The sequence below is a fragment of the Paenibacillus silagei genome (genome assembly GCF_017874735.1).
GTDB classification, from domain to species: Bacteria; Bacillota; Bacilli; order Paenibacillales; family Paenibacillaceae; genus Paenibacillus_AQ; species Paenibacillus_AQ silagei.
The window spans coordinates 25,537-37,857 of the sequence record NZ_JAGGLV010000041.1 but is presented as its reverse complement, the minus strand read 5'-3'; the positions used below and the strand labels follow the sequence as shown (position 1 = coordinate 37,857).

Sequence of the window (12,321 nt, the reverse complement as noted above, 5' to 3'; positions counted from 1 at the left end):
CCTTTGATTTAATTCTTTTATTGTAACGAGAAAAAGAGACATTCTTTGTGTCGAATGTCTCTTTCAGTTCTTTATGGACTTTTTCAGTGGCCTCCCCCCCACAAAGTGGGACTTTAGCTTCGACGATGACTCAGGTACTTTGCGGGGATCCCAAAACATATAAATTCTTATCTATCAAAAAAGCGCATCCCCGGAAATCCGGAAATGCGCTCTGTTCTGTTAAGCTCTGGAATTGGTATACCGATAGCCTTAGCGTTTGCTCGGATCGTAAGGTTCACCAAGCGCCTTAGGTGCCGAGGAACGGCCCACAGCACTCACCAGAACGATAATGGTTAACACATAAGGAATCATGAAGATGAATTCCTGCGGAATGCTCTTGGACCATTCAAACAGCTGGACATAGTTGCGGATCGCCTGGGAGAAGCCGAAGAATACCGCAGCACCGAAGGCACCAAGCGGATTCCACTTCCCGAAGATCATCGCAGCAATGGCAATAAAGCCTTGTCCCGAGATCGTATTGTGCGCAAACGTACCTGTAGTAGTCAATGTAATGGTGGCTCCACCGATACCCGCCAGCAGTCCACTCAGCATGACGCCGATATATCTCATCTTGTTGACATTGACACCCAGGGTATCAGCCGCACTCGGATGTTCACCGACTGCGCGCAGACGGAGTCCAAACGGAGTTTTGAACAGGATGAAATAAATGACAATGACTAAGATAATCGCCAGATAAGTGGTTGGATAGGAGTTAAATATCCCCTCGCCGATAACCGGTATCTTAGAGAGCCCGGGAATCGCCACTTTGCTGAATCCGTCGATCAGCGGAGTTTCGCCTGATCCTTCGAAGAACAGCTTAACCATGTACAATGTGCTGCCCGCGGCCAGGAAGTTAATAACCGTACCGCTTATCGTCTGGTCAGCCTTGAAGGTAATCGCAGCCACTGCATGGATCAGTGAACCGATTACTCCTACAGCCATGGCACAAAGCACCCCGACCCAAGGGGCCCATTCGCCCATGCCTGCATCTTGAGCATAGTAGCCACCTACTGCAGCTGCAAAGGCGCCAAACATCATTAAGCCTTCAAGTCCGATGTTCACGACACCGGATCGTTCAGAGAAGATGCCGCCGAGGGAGGCAAATATTAGCGCTGTGGAAAAAACAAGCGTCGTATTGAGCAGTTGGCCTAAGACTACGAAGTCCATCTATAACACCTTCTCTTTCTTGCGCTTGAAGTAAAACGGTTTGAGCACCCAGCGTACAATGCCTTGCGCAGCAATGAAGAATATGATCGAACCGATTACAATACGGATCAGCTCCGGAGGCACATCCGCACCGAAGCTCATGCCTGCCGAACCGTACGTCAGCGTGCCATATAGAATAGCAGCGAGAATGACACCCAGCGGATGGGTCAGTCCAAGCAGGGCAACAGCGATACCGTCAAATCCATAACCAGGTGAAGCTGCAAATACGGATTGATAATGGAATACACCCAGTACTTCACCAGCGCCTGCGAGACCTGCGAACACGCCGCTGATGAACATTGCCTTCACCACATTGCGTCCGACATTCATTCCTGCATATTCGGCAGCATGCGGGTTCAAGCCTACTGCACGCATTTCGTAGCCCTGCTTGGTCTTCCAGAGATAGACATAGAAGAAAGTTGCTGCCGCCAGGGCAATCACGGTTCCCCAGTGCAAGCGGGCATTATCAAAGGTGGAGAAGAGGAAGGTCATGGATAGAGAAGCCGGATTATCCTCCGACCGGTTCTGCCCTTGCAGAAGCAGGAACGTCCGGACAATATAATTCGACAGGAAGAGCGCAATCCAGTTCAACATGATCGTTGTGATAACTTCATTAATTCCGCGCTTGGCCTTCAGATATCCGGCAATACCGGCCCATAGTCCGCCGCATACAGCAGCTGCAATGACCGCAAGCGGAACTAACAGGAAAGCCGGCAATACCCCGCCAAGCTTAATGCCGACAACAGATGCAGCCGTCATCCCGATCATGACCTGTCCGTCCGCACCGATGTTGAACATCCCTGAGCGGAAGGCAAAGGCTACGGCCAGACCCGTCAGCATCAGCGGAGTCATCTCGCGGATCGCCTCACCGAAATCGTACGGGCTGCCGAACACACGCTTGAACAGCGCAGAGTAGGCGGCGATAGGATCGTAACCGCCAAACAGCATGACAATAGCACCCACCAGGAAGCCCAATAGAATCGCTACAAGCGGAACGATATAGCTGTCTGTTGCGAATATTTTCCGGAGTCTAGACATCCGCATGACCTCCCCGCTTCAAACTGCCCGCCATCATCAGACCCAGTTCCTGGTCATTCGTATCCTGCGGGAATACTTCTCCGACAATCTGGCCTTCATAAATAACGGCAATCCGGTCAGACACATTCATGATTTCATCCAATTCAAAAGAAATAAGCAACACAGCCTTGCCTTGGTCCCGCTGGGCAATAAGCTGCTTTTGTACAAATTCAATCGCCCCGACATCCAGACCGCGTGTTGGCTGTGCGGCAATCAGAAGAGTCGGATTCTTGTCTATTTCCCGCGCAATAATCGCTTTTTGTTGATTGCCGCCGGATAAGGAACGGGCTTTGTTCTCTATGGACGGTGTACGCACATCGAACTGCCTTATCAGGTCTTCGGCATGCTTGTTAATGACATCTGTGTTCAAGAATCCATTTTGGTTGTACGGACTCTTATAATACGTCTCCAGAACCATGTTCTCACTTACAGTGAAATCCAGCACCAGACCATGCTTGTGGCGGTCCTCCGGAATATGGGAGACATTCATTTCAGATACCTTACGCGGTGACAGATTGGCAATCTCCTTACCGGAGACCTGGATCGAACCTGAATCAATCTTGCGCAGCCCGGTTATGGCCTGAATCAGCTCACTTTGGCCGTTACCGTCCACACCGGCGATTCCGAGAATCTCCCCCGCCTTCACTTCAAAGCTCAAGTTATTCAGCACAGGCACTCCATCCTTGCTCTTGCTGCTGACATTAGACAGCTTCAGGATGGTCTCGCCAATATGCGGTGTCTGCTTGTCCACTTTGAACGTAACTCCGCGTCCGACCATCTTCTCGGCCAGCTCATTCGGATTGGTACCGGCAGTCTTCACCGTATCAATTACCTTGCCGCGGCGGATAATCGTGACACGGTCGGAAATCTGCATAATTTCCTTCAGCTTATGCGTGATCAGAATAATGGATTTACCTTCAGCAACGAGCCGCTTCATAATCGCCATCAGTTCCGTAATTTCCTGCGGCGTAAGTACAGCGGTAGGCTCGTCGAATATAAGTATATCCGCTCCGCGGTACAGGGTTTTCATAATTTCTACCCGTTGCTGCATGCCTACCGAAATGTCATGAATTTTGGCATTTGGATTGACTTGGAGCCCGTACTGCTCAGATAGCTTACGAACCTGCTCCGCAGCGGATTTATAGTCAATTTTAAGACCTTTCTTCGGTTCCATGCCCAGAACAATGTTCTCGGTGACCGTAAAAGGATCAACAAGCTTGAAATGCTGGTGAACCATACCAATGCCAAGCTCAATAGCTTTATTGGGGTTATCAATAATAACCGGTTTCCCGTCGATTTCGATGCTGCCTTCATCGGGCTGGTACAGTCCGAATACGATATTCATCAAGGTCGATTTGCCTGCCCCGTTCTCGCCAAGCAGCGCATGGATCTCCCCTTTTTCCAGCGTCAGACTAATAGAGTCGTTCGCAACGATACCGGGAAAGCGTTTTGTGATTTGCTTCAACTCTACGACAGGAGCCGCAGCACTCATGGAATCACCCTCATCACAGAATATATATATTATTGCCTTTTAGACACGGCTGTACCGCCCCACACAAGGACGGTACAGTTGTGATTGTCTATAACAGATGCTGACAGAGAACAAGGCCAGTACTTGAACCGGCCCTGCTTCGTCGTTATGTTAAATCGGGTAAAGCTGAAGCAATGAATTACTCGGCAGGAACAACGATTGTTCCATCAATGATTTGCTTGCTGTATTCGTCAACCTTAGCCAGAATATCTGCGCTAACGTTAGCTTTGGATGTTTCAGGAAGGCCTACACCGTTGTCTTTCAGACTAAGAACAGTTGTAGTACCGCCTTTGAAAGTACCGTCAACAACCTGCTGAGAAACCTTCTTAACCGCTTCGTCAACACGTTTGATCATGGAAGTCAGCGTTACATCATCGCCAAATTCCAGGGACTGGTCTTTGTCAACGCCGATAACCCATACTTTGCTGCCACCGGCTTTGTTGCGGGATTTCGCTTCGTTGAATACGCCGTTGCCTGTTGCACCTGCAGCAGGGAAGATGATGTCGTTGCCATCATTATACAATGTTGCCGCCAAAGATTTACCGGTATCCGGCTTATCATAAGCACCTGCATAAGTGATTTTTACTGTAGCATTAGGGTTAACCGCTTCTACTCCGGCTTTGAAGCCCACTTCGAAACGTTTGATAACCGGGCTTTCCATACCGCCGATGAAACCTACTTTGTTGGTTTTGGTTGTCAGACCAGCAACAACACCCACCAGGAAGGAGCCTTCATTCTCGGCAAAGGTTACAGATTCAACGTTAGGAGCGTCCACTACACTGTCGATGATCGCAAGGTTAGCATTCGGGTTCTCTTTGGCAACCTTCAGTACAGCATCGCCAAGGTCGAAGCCGATTCCCCAAGTGAGGTCATAGCCGCCTTTAACGAACTGGTTAAGGTTAGGCTCATAGTCTGCATTGGATTTACTCTGCAGGTATTTGATCTCAGCGCCGAATTCCTTCTCCATAGCCTCCAGTGCTTCCCAGGAAGACTGGTTAAAGGACTTATCGTTTACTCCGCCTACGTCAGTTACTAGACCCAGTTTGACAGCCTTAGGAGCGTCAGTTGCTGCTGGTGCTTCTGTTGCAGCTGCGTCGGTTGGTGCAGTAGTTGCTGTTCCAGCATTGGAGCCGGAATTAGCGCTGTTATTGTTACCGCAACCTGCCAGAATGACAGTGAAGGCCATAACCATAACCAAAGATAGTTGGTAAAACTTCTTCATCGAAAGTGATCCCCCTTAGTAAATTGGATGTCTTCTGTGTTCTGCTTTGGACATACCATTAGTACAAATTATACCTGCAAAAAAAGCTAAAATCCAGTCTATTAATGACCTCAGGTCAATAATAATTTGCATTTTTCAACAAGAAATCGCTTACCTTGACACGGACTGTTATTTCTGTGTCCGTTGTATGTTAGAAAACCTCAAAATGTAGCTTATGGTTCCAAGTGCATTAACATTATTATTGCACAGGGAAGGCTTTTCTATTATCATGTATGATTACATCTTGTACGCAAAGGGAGTTACTGAAAATGGAACAAGAACACACACCACAAGCTGCACCCGACTTCAAATACTGTCATGAATCCCGCGTATTCAAAACCGGCCGCGTCTTCCCGAATGATGTAAACAATCATAAGACACTGTTCGGCGGCAAGCTCATGAGCACCATCGATGAAGTGGCCTCCATCTCGGCCATGCGCCACTGCCGGGTCAACGTAGTAACGGCATCCGCTGACTCTGTCGACTTCCTCCTGCCGATCCGGCCGACGGACTCCGTCTGCTTCGAATCCTTTGTCTCCTGGACGGGCCGCACCAGCATTGAGGTATTCGTCAAGATTATCTCCGAGAATCTCTACACAGGCGAACGCGCCGTTGCCGCAACTTCCTTCCTGACCTTCGTAGCTATGAATGAAGATGGCACTACAGCCCCTGTTCCGGCCATCGTGGCCCAGACCGACGAAGAGAAGCTGATCTGCCAGTCTGCTGACGAGCGGTCTGCGCTGCGCAAGCTGAGACGCTCCAGCAGCAAGAAACTCGCTTCGCTGCTTAGCACAACGAAATACTGGGAATAGCTGTCCATCCGGCGGTTCCCACCGCGCAAAAAAGCACCGTCACACGGGAGAACCCGCAGGCGGTGCTTTTCGGTTTATAGCGTCTTACGCGTTGATCTTCTCTTTGGCAACAACAGCCAGGGAGTTGAAGGCGTTCAGATCATTCACTGCCAGATCAGCCAGCATCTTACGGTTCACTTCTACACCAGCCAATTTCAGGCCGTATACAAGCTTGCTGTAAGACAGACCGTTCAAACGGGCTGCAGCATTGATACGAACGATCCACAGTCTGCGGAAGTTACGTTTCGTCTGACGACGGTCACGGTATGCGTAAACCATCGATTTCATTACTTGCTCTTTAGCTGTTTTGAAAATGCGGTGCTTGGAACCGAAGTAACCCTTTGCCAGCTTCAATACTTTTTTATGTCTACGACGAACTACAAATCCGCCTTTAACTCTTGCCATATTAATAAACCTCCCAAAAATGTGTGATTAACTATTTCAAGTTAGCAAGTCCTTGTTTCAAACGTCTTACATCCCCAGGGGCCATTACCGGATTGCCGTTCAATACGCGTTTTGCACGTTTCGATTTGTGGGACAGCAAGTGGTTCTTGTGAGCTTTGTAACGCAATACTTTACCAGTTCCAGTGATCTTGAAGCGGCCTTTCAGGCTGCTATGTGTTTTCATTTTAGGCATGGTGTTTCCTCCTTGAATATTATGCGGCGCCAAATTGCTATGCAAGTGACTCCAGGATTATTGGGGCTTCGGAGCCAGAATCATAATCATGCTGCGGCCTTCCAGCTTAGGCTGGCGCTCTACAACAGCAAGCTCTTCTACTTCGCTCTTCACGCGCTCCAGGATCTTCTGACCGATACTAGCGTGGGTAATCTCACGGCCGCGGAAACGGACGGAGCACTTCACTTTATCGCCTTCGCCCAGGAACTTGATTACATTGCGGAACTTGGTCTGATAATCATGTTCCTCAATGTTTGCACGGAACCAGACTTCCTTGAGATCCACGATCTTCTGGTTCTTGCGGGCTTCCTTCTCTTTCTTCTGCGTTTCATAACGGAACTTGCCGTAATCCATGATGCGGCATACCGGCGGCTTCGCCTGCGGTGCTACGTTGACTAAATCCAGATTAAGATCGATCGCCATTTGTAACGCCTCGCGGATCGGCTTGATCCCGATTTGTTCACCCTCTGCTCCGACCAGCCGAACCTCTTTGGCACGAATTTCATCATTGATCATATGTTCCTTACTGATAATCCTCCACCTCCGAATAATTTTCAGATAATATATTACGGTTCTCCATAAAAAAGGGATGCCGGTAATTCCCCGACACCCCGTTTGATCAACGTTCATGAATTGTAACCATTCATAAAGCATTGAGATCAAAACCAGCAGGCTGTTAGCCTGTCAGGTGAGAAGCCGGTGCTTCTGCTTGCAATCCCTATGTTTTGCACACTTGAATACTATACATCATCAGACTGAAGATGTCAACATCCTCTGAAATTATTAATTTACAGTGCGAATTATGAAACCTGCTTGCTCTGCACTTCCTCCAGCCGGACTACGCGCGTATGCTTGGTATGACTCCACTGCTTGTTGTTCTGTGTGAAGAACGCATAGAACGTGATGGGATACCACGAGAGCAGATAGACCGGGAACACCAGCAGGTACAGATAGACCTTCTTGAACTTCACCCGCTCCAGCGCCATGGCCAGCAGGAAGGTCAGAATGTTCGCCCCTACGGCAAAGTACCCGAGCCACAGCGGCAGATGTCCGTAAATATTCGCAATATGCGGACCGCCAAACACAGCATTATCCACAAACATTACGGCAGTCATCAGGAACGTAAGCAACACAATATATACGTTCGCTCCATACAGTGCCAGGTCGAACTTCGTCAGGCTGCGTTCCTTGATCCCCTGCCACAGCAGCGGGAAGAAGTAACGGCGGGCTACGGTGAAATGACCCTGCATCCAGCGCAGACGCTGTCTGGAGGAAGCCTTGAAGGTAAGCGGCTTCTCATCGAATACTTTGGCATCATAATTAAATCTTGGATATACGCCCTTGGAGGCGCTGCGCATGGTGAATTCCAAATCCTCAACCAGACTGGTTGCCCCCCAGCCCATTTCCTTCAGCAGGTTCGTCTCGAAGCACATGCCTGTACCGCCGAGGAAGTTGGCCATCTTCAGATTATGGCGCGACAGCTGCCACAGCCGGTTGATGTACCAGTAGGATACGCCGTAAGCAGCCGTGATCCAGGAATCCTCCGGGTTCTTCGTGTCAATGTAGCCTTGAATGACCCGTCCGCCTGAACACAGATCGTTGTTCATCTCTGTCAGGAACTCTGTATGTGCGAGGTTGTCGGCATCGAACATGACTACAGCGTCGTACTGGCGGGGCAGCGCCCACAGCTCCTTTAGCATCCACTCGATGGCATAGCCTTTACCGCGCAGGTTGCTGTTGGTACGTACACAAGCATTCATGCCGTGCTCCCGCACGATCGCAGCGGTATTATCCGTACAGTTGTCACAGATGACAAATACATCGTACAGTTCCTGGGGATAATTAAGCTGCTTCAGGTTCTCCATCAGAGCGCCAACCACTTCTTCCTCGTTGTGTGCGGCGACCAGTACGGCAAATGACTTTTGCGGCGCATGCCTAACCTTGTTCTTCTTCTTGCGCAGTCCAAACAGCGAAAATGCAAACTGATAAACTGCGATTGCCGCCAAGATCACTTGGAGCGTAACAAACAATGCGTCTGTCATGATCTTTAGATGCCCCCTTTTTCCAAATCTTGATGTTTTTTCTCTTTCTCTCTCTCTAACTTGCTAACGTTCTATCTGACCCTTTTGTTGCATCCCTTACTGTAGACAAGAATTTCCCCTTAGTTCCGGGCAGGATTCCGAATTGTGTTATGTCCCGTTTCACAAGATATGAATATGGATTCCAGTGTACTGGCTGGCTCCTTATTTCTCTGTTACCTTATAAACGCGATCTTCCTGCTTGAATCATTGTAGTCGCTTTGGGGCTCACAAGTCAAAAGAGACATTTTTCGAGCGGACCCGAGCTTTTTCTTGAACGGGCTACCTTAAAAAAGTATGATAAAGACAGCTTCAGGCCGTGAAATCTGCTGCTTAAGCTGCGCCAGAACTCTTTTAGCCGGACTATCGGAGGGACATGATATGAGACCTTTATTCAAGAAACTGCATCTCCTGGAGCAGCGGGTGTTTCAATGGATTAACGGACGGATGCACAATCCGTTTCTGAACTTCTGGCTCTTCTACCTCACTCATCTCGGAGGTGCAACAAGCGCGATCGGCATCAATCTCCTGGTCTGGGCAGTGTGCCCGCAGCCATGGAGAACTACAGGACTTCAGGCACTGGCCGCGCTGGCGATAAGCCATGTGCCCGTCGCTATCGCCAAAAAGCTCTACCCGCGCCTGCGGCCCTATCTGGCCCTGCCGGACACCAATACGTTCCGCAATCCGCTTAAGGATCATTCTTTTCCTTCAGGCCATACGACCGCTATCTTCGCCTCAACGGTTCCTTATATGATAGCCTTTCCTGTCCTGACTGCGGTCCTGCTTCCTCTGGCCTGCACAGTCGGCTTCTCCCGGATCTACCTCGGGCTGCATTATCCATCTGATGTCCTCGCAGGAGCGGTCATTGGGTCTGGAGTCGCAGCCGGTACGCTTGCCCTCTGGATATGATGCCTAAGGGCGCCGGCCGGTCAATACATCTAGGGAACAGGTGAACTATACATTGCGCAAAAAAAGAATATTATTGCTGTCAGAGGGCTTCGGTGCCGGGCATACCCAGGCTGCATATGCGCTGTCGAGCAACCTGCGGAAGCTGTCTCCGGAGGTGCAGACCAAGGTGCTGGAGCTGGGGAGCTTCCTGAATCCCAAGGTGGCCCCGCTCATTGTCTCGGCATACCGCAAGACGGTTACCTCCCAGCCCCGGCTGATGGGCTATGTGTACCGTCACCAGAAATCATTCAATCGTCTTACCACACTTGCCCTGCACCGCTTGTTTTATACGCATGCCCAAAATATTGTGAAGCAGCTGAAGCCGGACATTATCGTCTGTACCCACTTCATTCCCGGTGCTGTTATCTCACGCCTGAAGCGGCTTCACCCGTCGCTGAAGGCTCCGCTGATTACAGTCATTACAGATTATGACGCCCATGCCAGCTGGATCAGCCCGCAGGTGGACCGCTATCTGGTATCCACCCCTGAGGTCAAGGCGAAGCTGCGCCGCCGGGGCGTTGCCGCCTTCAAGATCCGGGTAACCGGCATTCCTGTCCACCCGAGCTTCTGGGAGCAGCACGGCCGGGAAGACATTCAAGAGCAGTTCAAGCTGCTTGGTATTCCGACGGTCATGGTCATGGGCGGTGGATGGGGCATGATGAATGACGAAGTAGTGAATGCGGCTCTGGCCGGATGGCGGGACAAGGTGCAGATTGTGTTCTGTCTCGGCCAGAATGACAAGCTGCTGCAGGAGATGATGCAAGACCCGCGGTTCAGGCATCCCAACATCCGGCTGCTGGGCTTCACCCGGGAGATTGACAAGCTGATGGAGGTGTCCGACCTGCTGGTCACCAAGCCGGGCGGCATGACCTGCAGCGAAGGCTTGGCCAAGGGCATTCCGATGCTCTTCCACTCTCCGTTGCCGGGCCAGGAAGAAGAGAACTGCCGGTACTTCACTGCCGCCGGACTGGGAGAGCCGATCAGCTCCCTCGATGTAGTTGACCGGTGGATGGAGCGGCTGCTGAATGATTACGGAAATGTCCGTGCGGCGCGCAAGGCCCATCTGGAGGCCATCTCCAGGTACAACCCGCTGCAAAGCGCCCAAAGCATTATTGATATGCTGGATAAACCGCGCGCAGAACATGGGGAGTAGAGAACCAGGTAAGGAACGGCACAAAATCACCCTTACGGGTGAATGAGATTACCTGCGCGCCAGCAAGTGTATGCTGTTTTTCACATACATTAGGGCCACATGCCTGCGCGCCAGCAAATGTATGCTGTTTTTCGCATACATTCGGGCCATGCGCCTGCATATGAGCACAATGTATGCTGTTTTCCGCATACATTCGAGCCACACGCCTGCATATGAGCACAATGTATGCTGTTTTCCGCATACATTTGAGCCACACGCCTGCGCACCACTTATCCACAACAGAAGAAAACCATAATTTTCCAAACAACAAAAGGCAGTCCGGCATGAATGAACCGGACTGCCTTTTGTTGTAATACCGATAATGCTGCTTACAGGCCAGCTGACAGGCGGCAGGAAACTGCCCGCAGCCTAGAGGCGGTACTTGTCCAGACGGGTGGCCTGATATTGCTTCAGCGCCTCGTCTCCGACAATTGCCTCGCAGCGGTGAATGTTCACGCCCCGTCCATAGAACTTGGTCTCGTATTCGGTCATTACATGCTCTTCGTTGATCACACCGCCCTCATGCAGGTCAAGCGAAATATTCTTCATCTGCAGGCCATAGTCCGCAAAGGCATTAAGCGAGAATTCAAACAGGCTGCGGGAATCCGTCTTCAAATGGATCTCGCCGAGCGGACTGAGCAGTCCGCGGTATTTATCCAGAAAACGCGGATGCGTCAGACGGCGGCGGGCATGCTTGCTTTTTGGCCAGGGGTCACTGAAGTTCAGATAGATCCGTTCCAGCTCCCCCGGAGCGAATACTTCCTCCGCATAATCGATATTGGCCAGGGCCACTCTTACGTTGGGCGGTGTCTCTTCACCTGCCGGCTCCCATACATTCCGGGCCTTCTCGGCTGCGCGCCGTACCAGCTCGTCATACATATCCACGCCGATGAAATTAATCTCCGGGTATTTGAAGCTCATTTGACTGATAAACTGTCCCTTGCCCATTCCGAATTCCACATGAATCGGATGGTCATTGCCGAACAATTCGGACCAGCGCCCCTTCAGGCTGCGTGGTTCCAGGATCACCAGATCGGTCTGCTCCTCAAGACTTTCACGTATTCCTTTTCTTCCGCGTAAACGCATAGGTACTCCTCCGCTTATCTCTTTATTGCCTTATCTGTGAATAGGATAAATGCCACTTGCAATATTGTGCCGAACTTACCGGCAAAAGTAAAGGGATTTCAGCAAAAGAAAAGGAACCTCCATCCCGCCCCTGCTTGGACTGGTCGAAAGTTCCGTGCGTGTTGTATCTGTAATACCGGCCCGCCGTTCAGCGGACTGCCATTTATTTATCGAACTCGAAGGTCTTCTCGAACGCATTGCGGATCTTCCGCTGCGCTTCTGTCTTGATCTTGTGGTTGCCGTTGAATTCTACGCCTGTCAGGGCGAGAGCTTCATCGGGAGTCAGCTGCACATCAATCGAACCTTTGTTATCAGCAAATACCGTTGGAGAATTCAT

At 50.5% G+C, this 12,321-nt stretch carries 13 protein-coding genes; 3 read left to right on the top strand and 10 right to left on the bottom strand.

Annotated features, from left to right (window positions below):
• Positions 1-249 precede the first annotated feature (249 nt).
• From J2Z70_RS32330 to J2Z70_RS32315, 4 genes are all read right to left on the bottom strand, one after another.
• A complete protein-coding gene (locus J2Z70_RS32330; protein ID WP_036727665.1) occupies positions 250-1,206 on the bottom strand; it encodes an ABC transporter permease in 957 nt (318 codons plus the stop codon).
• A complete protein-coding gene (locus J2Z70_RS32325) occupies positions 1,207-2,283 on the bottom strand; it encodes an ABC transporter permease (protein ID WP_209879767.1) in 1,077 nt (358 codons plus the stop codon).
• Positions 2,276-3,814: an ABC transporter ATP-binding protein gene (locus tag J2Z70_RS32320; protein WP_209879763.1), complete on the bottom strand. Its 1,539-nt coding sequence runs from the start codon at positions 3,812-3,814 to the stop codon at positions 2,276-2,278. The genes J2Z70_RS32325 and J2Z70_RS32320 overlap by 8 nt, the downstream gene beginning before the upstream one ends.
• A gap of 178 nt (positions 3,815-3,992) precedes the next feature.
• A complete protein-coding gene (locus J2Z70_RS32315; RefSeq protein WP_209879760.1) occupies positions 3,993-5,075 on the bottom strand; it encodes a BMP family lipoprotein in 1,083 nt (360 codons plus the stop codon).
• 308 nt (positions 5,076-5,383) lie between these two features.
• On the opposite strand from J2Z70_RS32315, the gene J2Z70_RS32310 reads away from it, so the two are divergent.
• On the top strand, positions 5,384-5,926 hold the full coding sequence (locus J2Z70_RS32310) for an acyl-CoA thioesterase (protein WP_036696107.1): 543 nt from the start codon (positions 5,384-5,386) through the stop codon (positions 5,924-5,926).
• Between the two features lie 84 nt (positions 5,927-6,010).
• Here the strand turns inward: J2Z70_RS32310 and rplT are convergent, their stop codons facing one another.
• From rplT to J2Z70_RS32290, 4 genes are all read right to left on the bottom strand, one after another.
• Positions 6,011-6,370 carry a 50S ribosomal protein L20 gene (gene rplT / locus J2Z70_RS32305; RefSeq protein WP_036649386.1) on the bottom strand — a complete coding sequence of 120 codons (360 nt, stop codon included), beginning with the start codon at positions 6,368-6,370 and terminating at the stop codon, positions 6,011-6,013.
• 31 nt (positions 6,371-6,401) lie between these two features.
• Positions 6,402-6,602 carry a 50S ribosomal protein L35 gene (gene rpmI / locus J2Z70_RS32300; protein WP_036696104.1) on the bottom strand — a complete coding sequence of 67 codons (201 nt, stop codon included), beginning with the start codon at positions 6,600-6,602 and terminating at the stop codon, positions 6,402-6,404.
• A gap of 57 nt (positions 6,603-6,659) precedes the next feature.
• Positions 6,660-7,157, bottom strand: a complete 498-nt coding sequence (gene infC, locus J2Z70_RS32295; RefSeq protein ID WP_209879757.1) for a translation initiation factor IF-3 — start codon at positions 7,155-7,157, stop codon at positions 6,660-6,662.
• 284 nt (positions 7,158-7,441) lie between these two features.
• Positions 7,442-8,683, bottom strand: coding sequence for a glycosyltransferase family 2 protein (locus J2Z70_RS32290; protein ID WP_036727659.1), 1,242 nt, complete (start codon positions 8,681-8,683; stop codon positions 7,442-7,444).
• A gap of 417 nt (positions 8,684-9,100) precedes the next feature.
• Between J2Z70_RS32290 and J2Z70_RS32285 the strand changes: the two genes are divergently transcribed.
• Entirely contained in the window at positions 9,101-9,628 is a 528-nt protein-coding gene (locus J2Z70_RS32285) for a phosphatase PAP2 family protein (protein ID WP_036727657.1), read from the top strand.
• Positions 9,629-9,680: 52 nt separating this feature from the next.
• Positions 9,681-10,820 (top strand): MGDG synthase family glycosyltransferase, encoded by a 1,140-nt coding sequence (locus J2Z70_RS32280; RefSeq protein WP_209879755.1) that lies wholly within the window; start codon positions 9,681-9,683, stop codon positions 10,818-10,820.
• Between the two features lie 408 nt (positions 10,821-11,228).
• Here J2Z70_RS32280 and trmB read toward each other — a convergent pair whose 3' ends face one another.
• Both trmB and J2Z70_RS32270 read right to left on the bottom strand, forming a co-directional pair.
• On the bottom strand, positions 11,229-11,945 hold the full coding sequence (gene trmB / locus J2Z70_RS32275) for a tRNA (guanosine(46)-N7)-methyltransferase TrmB (protein ID WP_076160578.1): 717 nt from the start codon (positions 11,943-11,945) through the stop codon (positions 11,229-11,231).
• Between the two features lie 202 nt (positions 11,946-12,147).
• Positions 12,148-12,321, bottom strand: coding sequence for a hypothetical protein (locus J2Z70_RS32270; protein WP_179090500.1), 174 nt, complete (start codon positions 12,319-12,321; stop codon positions 12,148-12,150).

Excerpts from the sequence above, each read along its gene's own strand:
- infC (WP_209879757.1), bottom strand. The coding sequence starts at position 7,157 with ATGATCAATGATGAAATTCGTGCCAAAGAGGTTCGGCTGGTCGGAGCA.
- rplT (WP_036649386.1), bottom strand. The coding sequence starts at position 6,370 with ATGGCAAGAGTTAAAGGCGGATTTGTAGTTCGTCGTAGACATAAAAAA.
- J2Z70_RS32320 (WP_209879763.1), bottom strand. The coding sequence starts at position 3,814 with ATGAGTGCTGCGGCTCCTGTCGTAGAGTTGAAGCAAATCACAAAACGC.
- J2Z70_RS32310 (WP_036696107.1), top strand. The coding sequence starts at position 5,384 with ATGGAACAAGAACACACACCACAAGCTGCACCCGACTTCAAATACTGT.
- rpmI (WP_036696104.1), bottom strand. The coding sequence starts at position 6,602 with ATGCCTAAAATGAAAACACATAGCAGCCTGAAAGGCCGCTTCAAGATC.
- J2Z70_RS32285 (WP_036727657.1), top strand. The coding sequence starts at position 9,101 with ATGAGACCTTTATTCAAGAAACTGCATCTCCTGGAGCAGCGGGTGTTT.
- J2Z70_RS32270 (WP_179090500.1), bottom strand. The coding sequence starts at position 12,321 with ATGAATTCTCCAACGGTATTTGCTGATAACAAAGGTTCGATTGATGTG.
- J2Z70_RS32290 (WP_036727659.1), bottom strand. The coding sequence starts at position 8,683 with ATGACAGACGCATTGTTTGTTACGCTCCAAGTGATCTTGGCGGCAATC.
- trmB (WP_076160578.1), bottom strand. The coding sequence starts at position 11,945 with ATGCGTTTACGCGGAAGAAAAGGAATACGTGAAAGTCTTGAGGAGCAG.
- J2Z70_RS32315 (WP_209879760.1), bottom strand. The coding sequence starts at position 5,075 with ATGAAGAAGTTTTACCAACTATCTTTGGTTATGGTTATGGCCTTCACT.
- J2Z70_RS32330 (WP_036727665.1), bottom strand. The coding sequence starts at position 1,206 with ATGGACTTCGTAGTCTTAGGCCAACTGCTCAATACGACGCTTGTTTTT.
- J2Z70_RS32325 (WP_209879767.1), bottom strand. The coding sequence starts at position 2,283 with ATGTCTAGACTCCGGAAAATATTCGCAACAGACAGCTATATCGTTCCG.